The following is a 17249-nucleotide window of genomic DNA, read 5'->3' on the forward strand; positions in this document are numbered from 1 at the left end:
AAAGGGTGGCCAAAAGTGAAAAGCTGGAGATGCATTATAGCTGTTTAAAAATCAGTAGCTTGCGCTATTTATAACGTCCTGAACCGATGAGGCGCTACCCGCCATAAAACCCGAAGGGCGCGCGCGCTTTGTTACGGAAACATCGATCAGGCGCTCGCCGGCGGCTGGAGCTGATAAACCCAGGCGGTCAGCTGCTGGTTTTTCTCCGTCTGCACGCGAACTTTTACGCGATCATAGCCATCTTCGAAGGCGTCCAGCATCGGCCAGTGGGCTTCCAGCTGGTCGGAGATAAAGAGGTAACCCGGCACGTCCGGGCCGTTTTCGTCCAGGATGATGCCGGGAAAGTCAGCCGCCGCGCCCCAGCCACGCGGGTAATAAGTGCCATTCACCGAACCGGCCAGCCATTCGCCGCCAATCTTTTCCAGGATATGGGCGTTCTCGCGGCCCGGACAGAGCGTGCCATAGACAAATAAGCGCTTCATTTTCTCTCATCAAGCAAACCGTCAGAGCCAGCAACTTTAGCGTGCCTGAAATCGGATGTCATGCAGCGGCCATAATTTTCCGGTGTGGTCAGATAACGGGGCCAGAAAATGGCGCGTTCTGATAAATTCCGGGGCCAGCGGGCCACACAACAGCCTCAGAATTCACGTAGCGTTGCCATTTTTCGGATGTACGCGGCAACATCCAGAGCAGGATCCGGCTTTGTCGCGGTCGGGCAGCGCGCGGAACCGAAACTGGCGGACATAGAATCCGCAGCAGCAACGAGACGGATAAGGCGTGCTAGCAGGTCAGCGCCTCAGACTCAGCGTGGTAAAACCTGTGGGGCTGCATGACAGCGGATATCGGCAAAGACGCATAAGTGGGAAGACGTCAGCGCATTTTGTTGCTTCGTCCACGGAAAATACGGAAACCGAAATTGTGCGTGCAGCCGCGGAGAAGCGGAGGCCGTTACAGAATGCGCGTAGTGAATCAGTGCGTGCGGCACAGCAGACGTGGCTGATGGCAAATATGTCAGAGCCGTGGCGGCGGACTGGCAGAGTGCGTAAAAGTGCGTAAAACAGAAAGTCAGAGGCTCAACAGATGAACCGGGATAAACTGCGAAGCCATCATCGAAAATGGGCCGGAGCGAGGATCGGATCGACAGTCAGGGTCAAAAGGCCGTTTTCATCGAAATTCAGGATTTCAGCGATGCCCGGACATCATAAGCATTAAAAGCGCATAATGTATATTATGTTAAATAAGGTATGCGGTACGCCATCGGCTAACGGGATTCTCCTGCTCTGCTGTTCCCTGCCGTGTCGTTCGCTCGCTTTCATCCTTTGAGCCGATAACGGCGTCGGCAGCCCTGACACTGAATTCACCCTCTCTGTAATCCGTTGCTGGCAATTAACGAACGCTGCCCGACCAATAGATAAAATCCCCGCGACAAACGCCTGCGGGGATTTCAACTCAGACTTTTGCTGCGCGTCTTTTCCGTAACCAGAACGCGATCAGAATCAGCGCAACCACCGCTGCACCCATGCCGATACGCGCCAGGAGTTTCAGCGGCGACGTGTCACCGCCAGCGCGCAGCGCGCTGACTCTCTCCGGCGTGATTTGCACCTGACTGTGACCCATATCCTGCATCACGTAGTTGGTCACGGCCGCGATTTGCTCGTCGTCCAGTGAACCGGCAAACCCGATCATGCCCTGACCTTTTTCCGGCCAGACGCCATCCAGAATGGCCATCGCCACGTTATCCGCCACAGGCTTATTCAGCACGGGATGATTCTGCAGTGCCGGCAGCCCGTTCTGTCCCTGGCCCGATAAGTTATGGCAGGACGCGCAGTTATCCCGATAGATCTGTTCACCCTGGCTGATCGTCGCCAGCGTCGGCGGCAGATCGTCACCGGTGACCGGCCGCAATCCCCTGACGTCCGGGGTTTTCGGGATGACAGCGTCGGCGGGCAGCAGATATGTGGCGATCGCCTGACGATCCTCATCCGTCATGCGCGAGAAGCTTTTGTCGATCGCTTCCCGCATCGGGCCGCCTGCCGTGGCGCCGTTGGCCGCATGACCGGTCAACAGATACTCAGCCAGCATCTGCTGCGTCCAGTGTGGGTTCGCCTGCAGGGCCGGTGCCGTAATATCCGGCGCGTACCAGGTGCCGAGCGACGCTCCCTTCAGCAACTTATGCTGCTGTTCCGCCATCAGCAGATTGCGCGGCGTATGACAGGTGCTGCAGTGCGCCAGCCCCTGAACCAGATAGGCACCGCGGTTCCAGGCCGCACTCTGCGTGGGATCGGGCTGATAAACCTTATCACCGGCGAACAGCAGATCCCAGGCCGCCATACTGATGCGCAGATTAAACGGGAATGGCAGCGCCGTCTGCGGCGGCCGCTCATCCACCGGTTTTACGCCCTGCATAAAGTAGGCGTAGAGCGCCAGGATATCCTCATCGTTAAGCCTGGCGTAGGCGGTGTAAGGCATCGCGGGATAGAGACGGCTGCCGTCGGCCCGAATCCCTTTCCGCAGCGCCGCCGCGAACTCTGCTTCCGTATAATGACCAATACCGGCCTGTTTCGACGGCGTGATATTGGTGCTGAAGATGGTGCCGAGCGGGCTGACAATGGCGTGACCGCCGCTGAAAGGCGCTTTGCCCTCCTCTGTATGGCAGGCGCCGCAGTCGCCCGCTATCGCCAGATACTCACCGCGCCGGATCAACTCACTCTGATCGGCCGACTGCGCCTGGGCCGGGGCGACCAGTAAGGTGCCTGCGGTCAGTAAAGCGTGCCATAACTTAACCATGTTGCGTCTCCTGCAGGATTTTGTCTGCCGTGCGCAGCGCCAGTGCCATCGCCGTCAGCGTGACATTGCAGGTGCCGACCGTCGGCATCACGCCGGTGCCGACCATAAACAGATTCTGATGGTCGTGCGCCCGCCCCCATTCATCGGTCACGCTGGTCGCCGGGTCCCGGCCCATTGAGAGCGTGCCGGTAATATGCTGACGGTTGGAGAATTTGCCGCTCTTGCTGTGCCGGATATTGGTCGCACCCAGCCGTTTCGCGATGGCGTCGTAACACTCCCGCGTTCTGGCCGTGCCTCTGACCACGTAATCATCGATATTCCAGTAAAGCGACGGCGTCGGCAGACCCAGCGCATCTTTATTGCCGCTCAGGGTGACGCGGTTATCGGGATCGGGTAACTGCTCCAGCGCATTTTTAATGCTGAGACGCCGGGCGGCGCGGAAGCGGATTTCATCCTGCAGTTTTTTACCGAAGTAGCCCTCTGCCAGTACCTCCTTAGTTACCGCAGCGACCTGCGACGCGTTAGAGATATCGATGCGGAACGGCGAGTGCTCGCGCCGGAAATCGCCATCGCGGAACTGGCCTATCGAGCACGGGCTGACCGGCCCACGGCCCGGCCAGATCTCCTCATCCACATCGAAAGTGACGCTTATCGCCGGGTGATCGCAGAGGTTGCGGCCCACGTTGTCACGGGCGTTGGCGATACCCTGCGGGAATGTGTCGCTGGCGGACATCAGCAGCAGCTTCGGGGTTTCGATCGCGTTGGCGGCCAGCACAAAGGTCTCTGCCGTCACCCGATGGCTGACTTTGTTCCAGTCGTAATAGCGGGCAGCCGTGATCCGCCCCTGCGCATCATGCTCCAGCTGATAAACCACGGCTTCGGTGATGACCTGCACCCCACTGTTTTCAGCCTGTTGAGCCGCAAGTCCGCCGTGATACTGGGCGTCGATCGGACAAACCGGCATACAATTATTGTTGCCGCAGCAGGCGGGACGGCCGTCGAAGCTTCGGCTGTTTCGCCCGGTGCAGTCATCCAGCACCGTAAATTCGGGGGCCAGACGCGCCGTCACCCGCTGCTGCAGCCAGGAAGCCGGAACGCGCTCCATCGGAAACGGCTTGCTGCGGGGCGAACCGTTGTCCGGTGAGCCGCCCACACCCGCGATCGCCTCGGCCTGGTAGTAGTACTCTTCCAGATCCTGATAGCCGATCGGCCAGTCTTTGCCGACGCCATACAGGCTGTGCTGACGGAAATCGTTGGGCACGAAGCGCCAGAGCTGCGCCGCCCAGTGCCAGCTTGTGCCACCAAAGATGCGGATATATTGCGCGGCAAACGGATGCGGGCCCGCCTGATGCAGATAATCATTGGGCACTGGCGTGTAACGTGGCTGCGGGGCCAGCGGTGAAAACGGATACGGCGACATAAAGTCCGACTTGAACGCGGAGGCGCGAAACCGTTCAACCAGCTCGTCGCGGCCGACTCTGGGGCCGGACTCCAGTAACAGTACGCGCTTACCGGCTTTAGCCAGTCGCGTGGCCAGCAGCGAACCGTTGACGCCCGCGCCAATCACGACCACGTCGGGAGAAGTTTGTTTATTCATGGATGGCAGAACTCTCTTCGTCAGGGCTGTTTCGCCCAGCTTCCTACAGGACCGTATGCAAAACCGGGCGGTACAACTTTGTCACTGACCAGCTGGCTGGAAAGCGTGTTCACATAGGTGACATACAGGGCAGCCTTGCCCTTGCCGACAACGCCGGTGTACCAGCCGCTGAGAATGGCCTTCGCCAGCGATTCGCTGGCGGCATCTTCAGGTGCAAACGTCAGGCGATCCTGCTGCAGCAGGCCGGGCTGATTCTGCAGCAGCGCGTTCAGCGTCATGAGATCGCGGGCAATGTCATTGTAAGTCTGGGTCAGCGCCAGCATCAGCGCATGTGCCAGGGCCGGGCTGAGATCGTTATGCTGGGTCAGCAGTCGGGAGACATGGATGAAATCATCCAGTCCGGTTAGCGGTGCCTGGGGCTGGGCCGCACTGAGCCGTGGCAGTGGCAGCAGATGACCGGAGGCCGTTGCGACAGCGACCAGCCCGATCATCTTCAGCGCGTGACGGCGGGAATAGTGATTCATAGTGTTGTCCAGTCAATCGTCGCTCGCGCTTCTGCGAGCAACAAAGTCAATCGAATGCGCCTGGGGCTGCCAGCAATAAAAGAACAAGCCCTGTCGGTTATATAAAGCCGCGACAGAGAGACAATGCTGGCTGATTATTTAATTGCGCACCGTTATTGAATTAAAACGATCTTCACTCTGCGCGCGGCGAGTATATTAAATCGTTCTTAAACAGCAGCTATACCGTCCCGCAGCGTTGCCAACCCCCTCTTCTTTCCCCCGTCAGCCGGGGGGCGGGACGTTTGTTCAGCGCCGTACGGTGTTATTCCGGGTATCAGGAGATTATTGGTCCGCTTTACTGCGTGGCGTAAAAACAGAGGCTGAAATAAGTGGAAAAATGGAATCGTTATTCACCGGAAATAGCACGAAAACGTTATTAACGTCAGTTCTGACGAAAGATGGCTTTATTTCATTGCGAGTCAATCAGTCATGCATTCGGACGGCCGGTGGGGATTAAATGAGGATGCCGGAAGGCAGCGATTCTTCCTTCCGGCCGGGTTCACTGACAGCGATGCCGCCGCCCCGCGATGAGGGTTAGCGGGCCTGACCCTGCGCCTTATTCAGCGCATCCTGCAGCATCGATTCCGTCGCGCCGCCCGGAAAGACCGTGACATTTTCTGCGGTTGCGCCCGAGACAGGCATCACGACGATGCCCGGCGTGCCCTGAAAACCGAGATTTTTCGCCAGCTCATCCGTACCGGACAACGTCTCCAGCATCGCCTGACTTCTGGCTTTGATTTTCGCCGCCCCGGCGACGGATGCCGCTCTGGCAATGTCCTTCTGCGTCAGTGCGCCCTCGATATGGCCGGTAGTAAAAAGCGCATCATGGTATTTCAGATAGGCATCGGCCCCCTTCTGTTGCCAGATAGTCAGGCCCATTTCGGCTGCCTGAAAAGAGGGTTTCCAGCGGTAGCCAAAGATGGGCCACTCTTTGAAAATAAACCGGATCTGTGGATGACTTTTCATCAGCGACTGAATAATCGGTGCCTGACGGGCGCAGACGCTGCACTGATAATCAAAAAATTCAATTACCGCAACGCTGGCGTCTGCGGGGCCGATGGCCGGGATAGTCTGGTCGTTCAGCAGCGCGTTCTGATGCCGGATGACGGCAGCGGTCATCGCCTTTATCTGATTGTCGTACTGCATTTTTTGCAGCTTCTGATCTATTTCGATTAGCAGTTGCGGATGCTGAAGCAGATAAGCTTTTGCCACCTCGCCAATACGCGCTTCCTGCGCAGGCGTAAAGGGTGCTGCGGTAACCGATGGCGTCGGGGCGCTGGCTGAGGGAGTATCAGCGTCAGCGGTGGCCGGCGGCGTTTCGGGTTTTTCTGTGGCAGAGGACGCCGCCGGCGCAGCCGAGTCTGACGTCCTGCTCTCCGTTTGTGACGGGAGAGCCGCAGCGTCCGCGGCTTTCTGCGGTGCGGAGCCGGATGATTGGGTAGCAGCAATACCGGATGCCTCTGCGTTCTGCACAGCAGGCGCCACGCCGTTGCCGGAAGGCGGCGCGGCCGTTACCGATGTGGAGATAACCGGCGTCGTCTCCGGAGATGGCGAAGAGGATTGTGCCGCCGGAGCGGCGGAGACGACAGGCACATCAGCCGGGTGTGATGCCGTCTGACGCTGCGCCCCGCTATCCGGCGATGAAATCGCGGCAGGGCCGCTCTGCGTAACGGTCTGTGCCGCTGGATCGCCCGCCTGCTCTGCTGCCACAGCGCCGGTCGCGCCAGCCAGTAACATCATGGTCAGCGCCAGTTTATTCATTCTCATGCTTGTCGTCCTGAAGAGTGAGTTGTTTGCGTGACAGGGCCAGCCGCGCCTGCCCGTCTGCCTGCCTTAACGATCTGGCAGCCTCAGCAGGAAAAGAGCCGCTGCGCTGGCGTAGCCGTGCGGGTTGACTATATTCATCAGTCCGGTTCGTAACTTGTTGACGTAAATCATATAAATCAGTGTTAACATCTGGCCGCCCCGCTTTTTCTGGCACTATTGAGCGGCGGTTTACTTCATTGAATAGCCTTTACCGCACTATGCCGGATTAAGCGTAAAGGAAGGCTTTATGTATGATGTAACTAAAATACCTGTCGCCTTCATTTCTCAGAAATTTCACATTTCCCGCCAATAAATGTCGCTTTGCCGTCAGCGATCATACCCTTTCCTCACAGTCACCCAACGAGTCAATAAAGGAAACATTGATGAAAACGTCATATGCTCTGATTGCTACACTACTGATGACCTCTGCTGCATCAGCTATCGCAGCGCAGCCTGCCACCGCTAAAAATCCCCTGAGCGTCCACGTTCTGAACCTGCAGACCGGCCAGCCTACGGCGGGAATCGAGGTCGAGCTGGATCAAAAGCAGCAGGATAACTGGGTGAAACTGGCTTCAGGCGTCACGGATAATAACGGTCGCATCAGCGCCCTCTTCCCGCAGGAAAAAATGGCCGCCGCAGGCAGCTACCGGGTCGTATTCAAAACCGGTGACTTCTACAAAAAGAGCAACCAGAAAACCTTCTTCCCGGAAATCCCGGTTGAGTTCAACATGGACGCCAGCGGTGAGCACTACCACATTCCGTTACTGCTGAGCCCCTTTGGTTACTCCACCTACCGCGGTAACTGATCCCGGAAAATCCGGCACTCCGGTGCCGGACTCACCCTCTCCTGCGACCTTCGCCGGAAAACAGGCCACCAGCCAGTCGATAAATACCCTCAGCCGCTGAGTGACATGCCGGTTTTGCGGATAGACCAGATGAAACGGATAGCCCGCCGGACGCCACGCCTGCAGGATCTCCACCATCCGGCCCTGCTGCAGAAACGGCGTCAGGCAGTAACTGAACGTCTGAATAATCCCCAGCCCGGCCAGTCCGGCCGCCAGATGGCCATTACTCTCATTTACCCCGATGCGATGCGGCGTGACGATCTCCGTTTTTTCCCCCTGCCGTTCAAACCGAAACGGAAATGGCCTGCCGGTCTGTGGCGAAAGATAGCTCACCAGCCGGTGTCCGTTACGCAGCTCATCAGGATAAGCCGGGACGCCGTTCGCTTTCAGATAGGCAGGCGTTGCGCAGGTGACAAGCGTAGCCTGTCCAATCAGACGGGCAATCAGTGATGAATCGGCCAGAGGACCGCCCCGGATCACGCAGTCAACGCTTTCACTGATCATATCCACCGGCCGGTCAGATACACCGAGGTCCAGAGTAATATCAGGATATCGGGCAAAGAAATCGGGCAGCAGCGGGATCAGCACATCTCTGGCCGTCGATCCTCCGACATCGATGCGCAGATGCCCTCGCGGCTTCTGACGAAGGGCATTGAAACAGGCATCGATATCTTCCAGATCATGCAGAATGCGCGGGGCTTTTTCGTAATATTCATGCCCTTCTGCCGTCACGGTGACGCGCCGGGTGGTGCGCTGCAGCAGCCGTACTGAGAGATGCGCTTCCAGCTCCTGCACCAGCTTACTCAGGGTCGCTTTAGGCATGTTCAGGGAATCCGCTGCACGGGTGAAACTGCCGCTCTCCACGACCCGCGAAAAAGCTTTAATTGCCAGTAACTGATCCATTCTTTCCCCTTTATTATCCATCTCCGTGAATAGTCATTTTCATTTTAGCGGATTTATCTGCTAATCCGGCTCCCATAGAGTGGCAATCAGACCGGCAGCGGCGCTGACCGGGAAACGTTACCTTATGAGCAGGAGAAAACCGATGAGCACATTACTCGCAGGAAAAGTGGCATTAGTGACAGGCGGCACCAGCGGAATCGGACTGGCAACAGCCAGCGAGCTGGCACAACAGGGCGCACAGGTATTTATTACCGGCCGCCGTCAGAGGGAGCTGGATAACGCCGTCATCCACCTGGGCAAAAACGTCACGGGAATTCGGGCCGATGCCGCTCAACTGCACGATCTTGATGAAGTGTATTCGCGTATCGCGGCACAGGCGGGACATCTCGATATTCTGTTTGCCAATGCCGGGGGCGGTGACATGCTGCCGCTGGGAGCGATTACCGAAGCGCATTTTGACCGTATCTTTGATACTAACGTGCGCGGAGTGCTGTTTACGGTTCAGAAAGCACTGCCGCTGCTGGTTGAAGGCGCCTCGGTGATCCTGACCGGATCTACTGCCGGCGTTCAGGGTACCGCCGCCTTTAGCGTCTACAGCGCCAGTAAAGCGGCAGTGCGTAATTTTGCCCGTTCATGGGCGCTGGATCTGAAAGATCGCGGTATCCGGGTCAACGTTGTCAGCCCTGGCCCCATCCGCACGCCGGGTCTGGGCGAACTGGTGAATGAAGAGCAGCGACAGGGATTGTTTGATGCGCTGTCAGCCCGGATCCCGCTTGGCCGCCTGGGGGAAGCGCAGGAGGTCGCTAAAACCGTGGCGTTCCTTGCGTCCGATACCGCCAGCTTTATTAATGCGACAGAGCTCTTTGTCGACGGCGGCATGGCGCAGATCTGACTGGCCTTTTTTGCTGCCCGTCGCCTCTGGCGGGCAGGTTCCGCCGTTTTCTGACGCAACCGCAGAAAGCGCACCGTCATAAAATGTCACGTTGCATTCTCCCCGACTCTGCCAATCCCCCGCTATAGTTATTGCCTGTCACGTCAGTCATAACACCATGGAGATAACATGAGCCAACTTTTTTCCACTGTCTCGCTGGGCGAACTTACGCTGGATAACCGCATCGTCATTGCGCCGATGTGCCAGTACTCCGCCGAAGCGGGTAATGCGACCGCCTGGCACCGGATCCATCTTGGCCAGCTCTCCTTTTCCGGCGCGGGCCTGATGATCATCGAAGCCACGGCCGTCGAGGACATTGGCCGCATCTCTCCCGGCGATCTCGGTCTGTGGAATGATGACAACGAAGCCGCGCTGAAGACGGTGCTGGAAGATGTGCGTCGCTACTCCTCAATTCCGATCGGTATTCAGCTGGGTCATGCGGGACGCAAAGCGTCCTGTGCGGTGCCGTGGGAAGGCGGTAAGCAGATTGCCCCGGATGCGGGCGGCTGGCAGACTATCGCGCCTTCGGCGCTGAGCTACAGCGCAGATGAGATCAAACCGGTTGCCATGAGCCGTGACGACCTGGCGCGGGTTACCCAGGCATTTGTTGATACCGCCCTGCGCGCCGTGCGTCTGGGCTTCCAGCTCATCGAGGTTCACGCCGCGCATGGCTATCTGCTGCATCAGTTCCTGTCGCCGCTGTCGAATCAGCGCAGTGATGAGTATGGCGGCTCGCTGGAGAACCGTATGCGCTTCCCGCTGGAAATCTTCAAAGCCGTACGTGACGCCGTTCCCGCTTCGGTGCCGGTGGGCGTGCGGATTTCTGCTACAGACTGGGTCGAGGGTGGCTGGGAGATTAACCAGTCGATCGCCTTCTCGCGTGAACTGGAAGCCCTGCAGTGCGCCTATATCCATGTCTCCAGCGGCGGCCTGTCGGAAGATCAGAAAATTGATGTCGGCCCGAATTATCAGGTGCCGTTTGCCCGGGATATTCGTGAGCAGGTGTCGGTTCCGGTGATCGCGGTGGGCCTGATCACCGAGCCACAGCAGGCTGAAGATGTGCTGCAACAGGGCGAAGCGGACCTGGTCGCCCTGGCGCGCGGTATTCTCTACGATCCGCGCTGGCCGTGGCACGCCGCCGCCGCGCTGGATGGCAAAGTTCAGGTGCCGCCGCAGTATCTGCGTTCTGAACCGCACGATGTAAAAGGCATTCTGACGCAGGATCAGTAAGCCAGGACGGGCGGGCCGCCTGCATAGCGGTCTGCCCGGTAAAGCGAACTTATAAAATGCCTTTCAGACGCAGATGCTGCAGCAGCATAATGGTTTTGGCATCCACAATCTCACCCTGATCGATCGCCTGTAACGCCTGGTCGAAATCCAGCTCCAGCACTTCGATATCTTCGCCCTCCTCCTCGATACCGCCGCCCTCGCCGCTGCGCTGCCTGTCATCATATTCAGCAATAAAGAAGTAGAGCTTTTCGGTGACGGAACCGGGGCTCATAAAGGCCTCAAACACTTTCTCTACCCGGGTGACGCGAAAACCGGTCTCCTCTTCCGCCTCAGCCACGATACGGGCCTCTGGTGAGGCGTTATCCAGCAGGCCGGCAGCCGCTTCAATCAGGAAACCGTTATGCCCGTTCAGAAAGACGGGAAAACGGAACTGGCGGGTCACGACCACGCGGCGGGTCTCACGGTTGTAAAGCAGGATCACTGCACCATTACCGCGATCGTAGGCTTCGCGGCTCTGCTCCTGCCAGCGACCATCGCGGCGCTGCAGCGAGAAGGTATATTTCTTCAGGGTATACCAGTTATCGGACAGTAACTGCTCATGGATAAGGCGCACACGGGACGCGTTCGGCTGCATGGTATTCTCCGGGATAAGTAGACAGCCTTCACGCTATCATGCAGAATCGTGCAAACTCAAGAAAAAACATGCAGGCCCGTTTTATGCTCTCCAGCCAACGTAAACAGACCATTCTCGCCCTGCTCGCGCAGGAAAAACAGGTGCAGTCGCGCGATCTCAGTCAGCGATTCGGCCTTTCCGAGGACACCATCCGCCGCGATCTGCGTGAACTGGCAGCCGAAGGATTGCTGCAGCGGGTTCACGGCGGCGCACTGCCGGTCTCTGCCGCACTGGGCACCTTCGAAACACGCAAAAGCGTGCAGACCGCCTCGAAGCGGGTTATCGCGCAGAAGGCGGTGACGCTGATTCAGCCCGGGCAGATTGTGCTGATCGATGGCGGCACCACCAGCGCAGAACTGGTGCAGCAGTTGCCCGATACGCTGAGCTTTACGGCCGTCACCCACAGCCCCAGCGTGGCGCTGGCGTTAGCTGAACATCCACAGGTGGAGATCATCCTGCTGGGCGGCCAGCTCTACCGCCACTCTGTTGTCACCGTGGGCGCCGCGATGCTGGAGTCACTCAGCCGCATCAACGCCGATCTCTTTTTTATGGGCGTGACCGGGGTACATCCGGCGGCGGGCCTGACGACAGGTAATTTCGAGGAGGCAACGGTCAAGCGGGCCCTGGCAGGCCGCGCTGCAGAGACCGTAGTGCTGGCATCGGCGGAGAAGCTTAACGCCGCCTCCGCGTTTGCCATTGGCGATCTGTCGCTGGCGAGTATGCTGGTTACTGAGACCGCGCCGGATGAGGCGCTGGATCGGGCATTGCATCAGCAGGGGGTGACGATCATCTGAGATCGTAGCAGGCCTGCAGCGCCAGAAACGGTGCGGTGAGCGGACGCTGCGCAGCAGGAAACTGCTGTGCGACCGGCGTCATTGAGCTTTGTGCCAGTGCTACCGCAACGGCCCCCTGCTGATAAGCCTGCTCCGCCGCCGCGGCAAGCAGGGAGAAATAGCGGGTGATCTCCCCTGCCTTAAACGCGGTCCAGGCATCCTCCACCAGCACAACGTCGACCTGGCCGCCGGGCTGACAGAAGAGCGTTCGTGTCGCCGCCAGGGTGGATTCGGCAGCGCAGAGCGCCACCGTGCGTCCTGCATGACGCTGCAGCGCGCTGGCCAGCATAGCGTCCGTGCGCATGACGCGATCCTGCGGGCAGAAATCCTCAGCGACCGGGCCCAGCGTTGAACAGGTAATCAGGATCGCATCAAACGACGGCAGCAGCGAGGCGATCAGCTGTGCGAGCCGGCGGCGCAACGGTGTCGTCATCCCGCCGCTGCGCTCCGCCTCCGCCAGCAGTTCAGGCATCACCCGATGACTGAGCGGCGTCGCGTTCTGCGCCAGGGTCGTTGCGGCGGCATCGAATATCGCGATATTACTGGCCGCTGTATGCAGGCAGAGAATGTTCAAAGTCTGCTCCGGTTTATCAGAGAGGTTGAGGGGGCCAGGCTGCGTGCTGGATCACGACACGATAACCGTCCTGGTCACTGAATGTCACGCCCTGCCGATCCCAGTAAGGATTAAACGCAGGCACCCGCCGGAAGCCAGCCTCATCCATGCGGGCACAACGATCGCGCCACGCCGCGTGACAGGGAAGGTAGAGCACCAGCAGATCGTCCTCTGTAGGCGCAGGCAGAAGCGGATGGCCCGGACAATGGGTAAATTCCAGATGCCAGCCCAGCCCGTCCGCCCCCAGCATAACACCGCTGAATCCCTGATGGCCGGTAAACCCGCCGATGTTCTGCAGTCCCAGCCCGTGACACCAGACATGGCTGCTGAGCGCCAGATCCGTCACCGGCCGGGCGATACGCAGATGCTGAATCGTCATGCTAACCCTCTTCGCTAAAAGAGAAATTTTTATCACACGCCGTTCCGCGCCTGTGTCACCGGGTGCGGTAACGGCCGCCGCGCCGGCGCGCTTTTTTGCAAGCGGATGTGACTGTCATTCACCCGGCTATCAACATCGTGATCCCGCCGCAGCCGGGCTGCCGCTGCGTTCTGTACGCCCTGCCCGCACATCGGCTCCGGCAGTTTACCGCTCGTCACGCTAAACGCATTCCCGCCAGGGTCATCTACACTTTGCGGTATTCAAACGGCGATGCTCCTTGCATCGCCCGGCTACAGAAGGAAGAGACGATGACTGAACAAGCAACGCAGAATCACGCCTGGTTACTCGCTTCACGCCCTCAGGGTGAACCGACCAAAGAGAATTTCCGCTATGTGGCGCAGCCTGTGCCGGAAATCAAAGAGGGTGAAGTGCTGCTGAAGACCATTTACCTGTCACTGGACCCCTATATGCGTGGCCGGATGGATGAGGGTAAATCCTACGCTGCGCCCGCCGAGCTGGATCAGCCAATGGTCGGCGGCACCGTCTGTCAGGTCGCGGCCTCTAAGCACAGCGACTTTAAGATCGGAGACTGGGTGCTGTCACAGAGCGGCTGGCAGGAGTATGCCGTCTCCGATGGCAAAGAGATCGCGAAGCTGGGCAACGATCTGCCCCACCCCTCCTGGGCGCTGGGTATTCTGGGAATGCCAGGCTTTACCGCCTATATGGGCCTGATGGATATCGGTCAGCCTCAGGCCGGTGAAACCCTGGTCGTGGCCGCCGCAACCGGCCCGGTCGGTGCTACGGTCGGTCAGCTGGGTAAACAGAAAGGTTGTCGCGTCGTCGGTGTGGCGGGCGGTGAAGAGAAATGCCGTTATGCGGTCGATACGCTGGGCTTTGATGCCTGTATTGACCACCACAGCGCCGATTTCGAAGAGCAGCTGAAAAATGCCTGCCCGGATGGTATCGATATCTACTTCGAAAACGTGGGCGGCAAAGTGTTTGACGCGGTGTTCCCGCTGCTTAACACCGCTGCGCGTGTACCGGTCTGCGGGCTGGTCTCCGCTTACAGCCAGCGTGAGCTGCCGGAAGGCCCGGACAGAACGTCACTGATCATGGCGGGTATTCTGAAGCGTCGTATCCGTATGCAGGGCTTTATCATCTTCCAGGATTACGGCGACCGCTATCCTGAGTTCCTGAAGGCGATGACGCCGCTGGTGGAGAGCAAAAAAATCCACTATCGCGAGCACATGATCGAAGGCTTAGAGAATGCGCCGCAGGCGTTTATCGATATGCTGAATGGCAAAAACTTCGGTAAAACCGTGGTGAATGTCGGCGCCTGATAAGAGGAGCGTGCCGCGTCGGTGACGTGGCACGCTCGCGCCTTTACTGCAGCGGCCGGGAGACGTGATCGGCAGCCGCACGATTAGCGTCACTGACCGCCTCCGCCAGCGTTGCGCCACGGCTCAGGCGCTGGCACAACACTCCGACAAAACAGTCCCCCGCGCCGTGAGTACTGACCAGCGTGACCTTCTCTGCCGCCAGCGTCCGCGTCTCTCCTGATTCACTGTACGCCACCCCATGTTCGCCGGCGGTGACCACCACGCGGGCAAACCGGCTGGCCAGCGCGTCCGCCGCCGCATACGCCGACGTCAGATCCTGTACGCTAACCCCGCACATGTCGCGCGCCTCAATGGCGTTCACCACCAGCAGATCGATGCAGGCTGCAAAGTCCGCCGACAGTGCACGAGCGGGCGCGGCATTCACGCAGACGATAATCCCCCGCTGCCGGGCGGCCCTGGCGGCGCAGAGATTGACCGCCTCCGGCACCTCATTCTGCAGCACCAGCAGCGAAACGTCCTGCCAGAAGTCGGGCTGCGCAAAGGTGGTCAGCGGGATCTGCTGATTGGCATTGGAAACCACTACCGCGCCGTAATCCCCTTCGGCGTCGGTAATGGCGACGCTCATCCCGGAGGGCGATGCGGGGATGACGCTGACCGCCGTGATCTCCACGCCCGCCTGCTGCAGATGATCCCGCAGGAACTGCCCCTGCGCGTCATCACCCACGGCACCGGCGAAACGGACCGAAGCCCCCGCGTGCGCGGCAGCGACCGCCTGATTACCGCCCTTGCCGCCAGACTTATAGCGACAGGCGCTGCCCATCACCGTTTCGCCTTTTTCAGGGCGATGAGGCGCATCCAGCATAATGTCGTAATGAAGACTGCCGGTGACTGCAATTTTGCTCATAGTTAGAATTCCCGCAGATCCTGAACCGCATGCTGGGTTTTCATCAGGTTCTTCTCCGCCCGCTTCAGATCTTTCTTGGCGATAGCGACAAACAGCGCATCCAGAATATTCAGCTGGGCGATGCGTGACGCGGCGTTTTCACCCAGCAGATGCGATCCCTGAGAGGTTGAATTGAGGACCACATGGGCGTTCTGCGCGATCGGGGATTCGGCGTAGTTGGTGATGGCGATAACCTTCGCACCATTCTTTCCCGCCAGCCTGACCGGATCGTTCACCGCACGTGTGGCGCCCGAATGACTGATGGCGATAACCACATCGTCGTCAGATAACACGGCGGCGGACATCAGCATGATATGGGCGTCGTCATAGACGGTCGTTTTGATGCCGATCTTCAGCATCTTGTGTGACAAATCCCGCGCCACAGCGGCAGAACCGCCCACGGCGTAGAGATCGATATGACGCGCTTTAAAGATGATGTCTGCCGCACGATTGAATTCAGAGACATCCAGAATCGATAAGGTCTCTTCGATCGCCTGGATAGAGGTTCTGAACACTTTGGTCAGCAACTGCTCCGACGAATCATCCGGCTCAATTTCCGCATGCAGTCCCGCCACCTCAGACTGGTTGTAGTAAATCAGACCACTTCTGAAATGCCTGAAGCCGGTGAAGTTAAGCTTTTTGGTTATCTTCACAATCATCGCTTCAGAGACATTATTCTCCTGCGCAATCTCCTTTAACGAAGACTGCTCGGTAATGTCGGTGCGGGCCATGATCGCCTCAGCGACCCGCCGTTCTAACGGCGTCAGCTGGGGCAAACGCATGCGAATCTGAGCGCCAATGGCTCGCGGATCTTGCTTCATTACTTGCCTCGGGTCGCCCGGTCAATCAACATCGCTATGATAATAATAAGGCCGGTAGCGAGCAATTGGTAAAAGGCCTGAATGTTCAGTAAGGTCAGACCGTTACGTAATACGCCCAGGATGACCACACCGATCAGCGTGCCGAAGATGCTGCCCTTGCCGCCCATCAGCGAGGCCCCGCCGATGGCCGCCGCCGCGATAGCGTCCAGCTCCCAGAGGTTACCGATGGTCGGCTCCGCCGCGCCGAGACGACCGATCAGGATCAGCGACGCGAGCGATGCCAGCAGACCGGACAGCACATAGACGGTAACCTTGGTCCGCTTCACCGGCACCCCGGCAACCCGCGCCGCCTCTTCGTTGCCGCCGATGGCCAGAATATACTCCCCCAGCGGGGTCTTATTCATCACCGTCCAGAGCAGCAGCGCAATCACTGCCACAATCACAATCGGTGTCGGGATCCGCAGGAGGTCGCTGTTAATCAGGCTGCGAAACGTCAGCGGGATCCCGAAGATGGGATTGCCGCCGGTGTAAATCAGCGCAATGGCCCGGAACAGCGAGAGGCCGCCCAGCGTCACGATAAACGGCTGCAGTCCGGCATAGGCAATCAGCGTGCCGCTGAAGAGTCCGCACAGCGCGCCGACCCCCAGCGTCGCGAGGATCGCCAGCGGCACCGGCACGCCCGACGCCATCAGCGTTGCGCCCAGCACCGCCGAGAGCGCCGCCGCCGGACCGACCGAGAGGTCAATCCCGCCTGAGATGATGACCATCGTCATCCCCAGCGCAATCAGGGCGTTAATGGAGGACTGCTGCAGGATGTTCAGCAGATTGGGCACGGTAAAAAAGACCGGCGACAGAAACGAAAATGTCACCATGATAATAAACAGGCCAATCAGGGTGCCCGCATCGCGCAGATTAAACTTAAGCCGCAGTGCAGGTCGGGTGCCTGGCCCGGTGGAGGTCTGGGTCGTCATAATTATCACCTTAA

General features: G+C 58.9%; 16 protein-coding genes and 1 pseudogene. 5 read left to right on the forward strand and 12 right to left on the reverse strand.

Annotated features, from left to right (window positions below; translation table 11 throughout):
- Positions 1-146: 146 nt before the first annotated feature.
- The 5 genes and pseudogenes from ACNY69_RS09460 to ACNY69_RS09480 form a co-directional block, all read right to left on the reverse strand.
- Positions 147-482 (reverse strand): gamma-glutamylcyclotransferase family protein, encoded by a 336-nt coding sequence (locus tag ACNY69_RS09460; protein WP_111140501.1) that lies wholly within the window; start codon positions 480-482, stop codon positions 147-149.
- Between the two features lie 967 nt (positions 483-1449).
- Entirely contained in the window at positions 1450-2787 is a 1338-nt protein-coding gene (locus ACNY69_RS09465; RefSeq protein WP_418798086.1) for a cytochrome c, read from the reverse strand.
- On the reverse strand, positions 2780-4384 hold the full coding sequence (locus ACNY69_RS09470; RefSeq protein WP_111140499.1) for a GMC family oxidoreductase: 1605 nt from the start codon (positions 4382-4384) through the stop codon (positions 2780-2782). Before ACNY69_RS09470 ends, ACNY69_RS09465 begins: the two co-directional genes overlap by 8 nt.
- 20 nt (positions 4385-4404) lie before the next feature.
- Positions 4405-4908 carry a sugar dehydrogenase complex small subunit gene (locus ACNY69_RS09475; protein WP_418798088.1) on the reverse strand — a complete coding sequence of 168 codons (504 nt, stop codon included), beginning with the start codon at positions 4906-4908 and terminating at the stop codon, positions 4405-4407.
- 573 nt (positions 4909-5481) lie between these two features.
- Positions 5482-6258: pseudogene (locus ACNY69_RS09480) on the reverse strand (DsbA family protein); the annotation flags it as partial.
- 878 nt (positions 6259-7136) lie between these two features.
- Between ACNY69_RS09480 and uraH the strand changes: the two are divergent.
- Positions 7137-7559 carry a hydroxyisourate hydrolase gene (gene uraH, locus ACNY69_RS09485; RefSeq protein ID WP_111140378.1) on the forward strand — a complete coding sequence of 141 codons (423 nt, stop codon included), beginning with the start codon at positions 7137-7139 and terminating at the stop codon, positions 7557-7559.
- Here uraH and ACNY69_RS09490 read toward each other — a convergent pair.
- Positions 7515-8501, reverse strand: a complete 987-nt coding sequence (locus ACNY69_RS09490) for a LysR family transcriptional regulator (protein ID WP_418798091.1) — start codon at positions 8499-8501, stop codon at positions 7515-7517. The genes uraH and ACNY69_RS09490 overlap by 45 nt on opposite strands.
- A gap of 142 nt (positions 8502-8643) precedes the next feature.
- Between ACNY69_RS09490 and ACNY69_RS09495 the strand changes: the two genes are divergently transcribed.
- Positions 8644-9393 (forward strand): SDR family oxidoreductase, encoded by a 750-nt coding sequence (locus ACNY69_RS09495; protein WP_293770029.1) that lies wholly within the window; start codon positions 8644-8646, stop codon positions 9391-9393.
- A 168-nt stretch (positions 9394-9561) separates the two neighbouring features.
- Positions 9562-10662, forward strand: coding sequence for an NADH:flavin oxidoreductase/NADH oxidase (locus ACNY69_RS09500; RefSeq protein WP_111140375.1), 1101 nt, complete (start codon positions 9562-9564; stop codon positions 10660-10662).
- Positions 10663-10711: 49 nt separating this feature from the next.
- Here the strand turns inward: ACNY69_RS09500 and ACNY69_RS09505 are convergent, their stop codons facing one another.
- Entirely contained in the window at positions 10712-11296 is a 585-nt protein-coding gene (locus ACNY69_RS09505; protein WP_418798094.1) for an NUDIX domain-containing protein, read from the reverse strand.
- An 83-nt stretch (positions 11297-11379) separates the two neighbouring features.
- Here ACNY69_RS09505 and ACNY69_RS09510 point away from each other — a divergent pair, with 83 nt between their 5' ends.
- Positions 11380-12129 (forward strand): DeoR/GlpR family DNA-binding transcription regulator, encoded by a 750-nt coding sequence (locus ACNY69_RS09510; RefSeq protein WP_111140380.1) that lies wholly within the window; start codon positions 11380-11382, stop codon positions 12127-12129.
- On the opposite strand, the gene ACNY69_RS09515 is transcribed toward ACNY69_RS09510, so the two are convergent.
- Both ACNY69_RS09515 and ACNY69_RS09520 read right to left on the reverse strand, forming a co-directional pair.
- The gene (locus tag ACNY69_RS09515; RefSeq protein WP_111140381.1) at positions 12122-12640 is read right to left on the reverse strand and encodes a glutamate racemase; all 519 of its coding nucleotides are present in this window, start codon (positions 12638-12640) and stop codon (positions 12122-12124) included. The two genes, ACNY69_RS09510 and ACNY69_RS09515, sit on opposite strands and share 8 nt — an antisense overlap.
- 118 nt (positions 12641-12758) lie before the next feature.
- Complete coding sequence (locus ACNY69_RS09520; RefSeq protein ID WP_293770026.1) at positions 12759-13160, reverse strand: VOC family protein; 402 nt, start codon at positions 13158-13160, stop codon at positions 12759-12761.
- 308 nt (positions 13161-13468) lie between these two features.
- Here ACNY69_RS09520 and ACNY69_RS09525 point away from each other — a divergent pair, with 308 nt between their 5' ends.
- Positions 13469-14500, forward strand: a complete 1032-nt coding sequence (locus ACNY69_RS09525) for an NADP-dependent oxidoreductase (protein WP_418798097.1) — start codon at positions 13469-13471, stop codon at positions 14498-14500.
- Between the two features lie 43 nt (positions 14501-14543).
- On the opposite strand, the gene ACNY69_RS09530 is transcribed toward ACNY69_RS09525, so the two are convergent.
- Genes ACNY69_RS09530 through ACNY69_RS09540 form a run of 3 tightly spaced genes read right to left on the reverse strand, consistent with a single transcriptional unit; the run spans position 14544 to position 17235 of the window.
- Positions 14544-15404: a PfkB family carbohydrate kinase gene (locus tag ACNY69_RS09530; protein WP_111140372.1), complete on the reverse strand. Its 861-nt coding sequence runs from the start codon at positions 15402-15404 to the stop codon at positions 14544-14546.
- 2 nt (positions 15405-15406) lie between these two features.
- Complete coding sequence (locus ACNY69_RS09535) at positions 15407-16264, reverse strand: MurR/RpiR family transcriptional regulator (protein ID WP_111140371.1); 858 nt, start codon at positions 16262-16264, stop codon at positions 15407-15409.
- On the reverse strand, positions 16264-17235 hold the full coding sequence (locus ACNY69_RS09540; RefSeq protein WP_418798100.1) for an ABC transporter permease: 972 nt from the start codon (positions 17233-17235) through the stop codon (positions 16264-16266). The genes ACNY69_RS09535 and ACNY69_RS09540 overlap by 1 nt, the downstream gene beginning before the upstream one ends.
- Positions 17236-17249 lie beyond the last annotated feature (14 nt).

Origin of the sequence: Pantoea graminicola (assembly GCF_048452665.1) — a bacterium.
Classification (GTDB): domain Bacteria; phylum Pseudomonadota; class Gammaproteobacteria; order Enterobacterales; family Enterobacteriaceae; genus Pantoea.

Excerpts from the sequence above, each read along its gene's own strand:
- ACNY69_RS09530 (WP_111140372.1), bottom strand. The coding sequence starts at position 15,404 with ATGAGCAAAATTGCAGTCACCGGCAGTCTTCATTACGACATTATGCTG.
- ACNY69_RS09465 (WP_418798086.1), bottom strand. The coding sequence starts at position 2,787 with ATGGTTAAGTTATGGCACGCTTTACTGACCGCAGGCACCTTACTGGTC.
- ACNY69_RS09495 (WP_293770029.1), top strand. The coding sequence starts at position 8,644 with ATGAGCACATTACTCGCAGGAAAAGTGGCATTAGTGACAGGCGGCACC.
- ACNY69_RS09510 (WP_111140380.1), top strand. The coding sequence starts at position 11,380 with ATGCTCTCCAGCCAACGTAAACAGACCATTCTCGCCCTGCTCGCGCAG.
- ACNY69_RS09475 (WP_418798088.1), bottom strand. The coding sequence starts at position 4,908 with ATGAATCACTATTCCCGCCGTCACGCGCTGAAGATGATCGGGCTGGTC.
- uraH (WP_111140378.1), top strand. The coding sequence starts at position 7,137 with ATGAAAACGTCATATGCTCTGATTGCTACACTACTGATGACCTCTGCT.
- ACNY69_RS09500 (WP_111140375.1), top strand. The coding sequence starts at position 9,562 with ATGAGCCAACTTTTTTCCACTGTCTCGCTGGGCGAACTTACGCTGGAT.
- ACNY69_RS09460 (WP_111140501.1), bottom strand. The coding sequence starts at position 482 with ATGAAGCGCTTATTTGTCTATGGCACGCTCTGTCCGGGCCGCGAGAAC.
- ACNY69_RS09490 (WP_418798091.1), bottom strand. The coding sequence starts at position 8,501 with ATGGATCAGTTACTGGCAATTAAAGCTTTTTCGCGGGTCGTGGAGAGC.
- ACNY69_RS09540 (WP_418798100.1), bottom strand. The coding sequence starts at position 17,235 with ATGACGACCCAGACCTCCACCGGGCCAGGCACCCGACCTGCACTGCGG.
- ACNY69_RS09535 (WP_111140371.1), bottom strand. The coding sequence starts at position 16,264 with ATGAAGCAAGATCCGCGAGCCATTGGCGCTCAGATTCGCATGCGTTTG.
- ACNY69_RS09525 (WP_418798097.1), top strand. The coding sequence starts at position 13,469 with ATGACTGAACAAGCAACGCAGAATCACGCCTGGTTACTCGCTTCACGC.
- ACNY69_RS09515 (WP_111140381.1), bottom strand. The coding sequence starts at position 12,640 with ATGCCTGAACTGCTGGCGGAGGCGGAGCGCAGCGGCGGGATGACGACA.
- ACNY69_RS09520 (WP_293770026.1), bottom strand. The coding sequence starts at position 13,160 with ATGACGATTCAGCATCTGCGTATCGCCCGGCCGGTGACGGATCTGGCG.
- ACNY69_RS09505 (WP_418798094.1), bottom strand. The coding sequence starts at position 11,296 with ATGCAGCCGAACGCGTCCCGTGTGCGCCTTATCCATGAGCAGTTACTG.
- ACNY69_RS09470 (WP_111140499.1), bottom strand. The coding sequence starts at position 4,384 with ATGAATAAACAAACTTCTCCCGACGTGGTCGTGATTGGCGCGGGCGTC.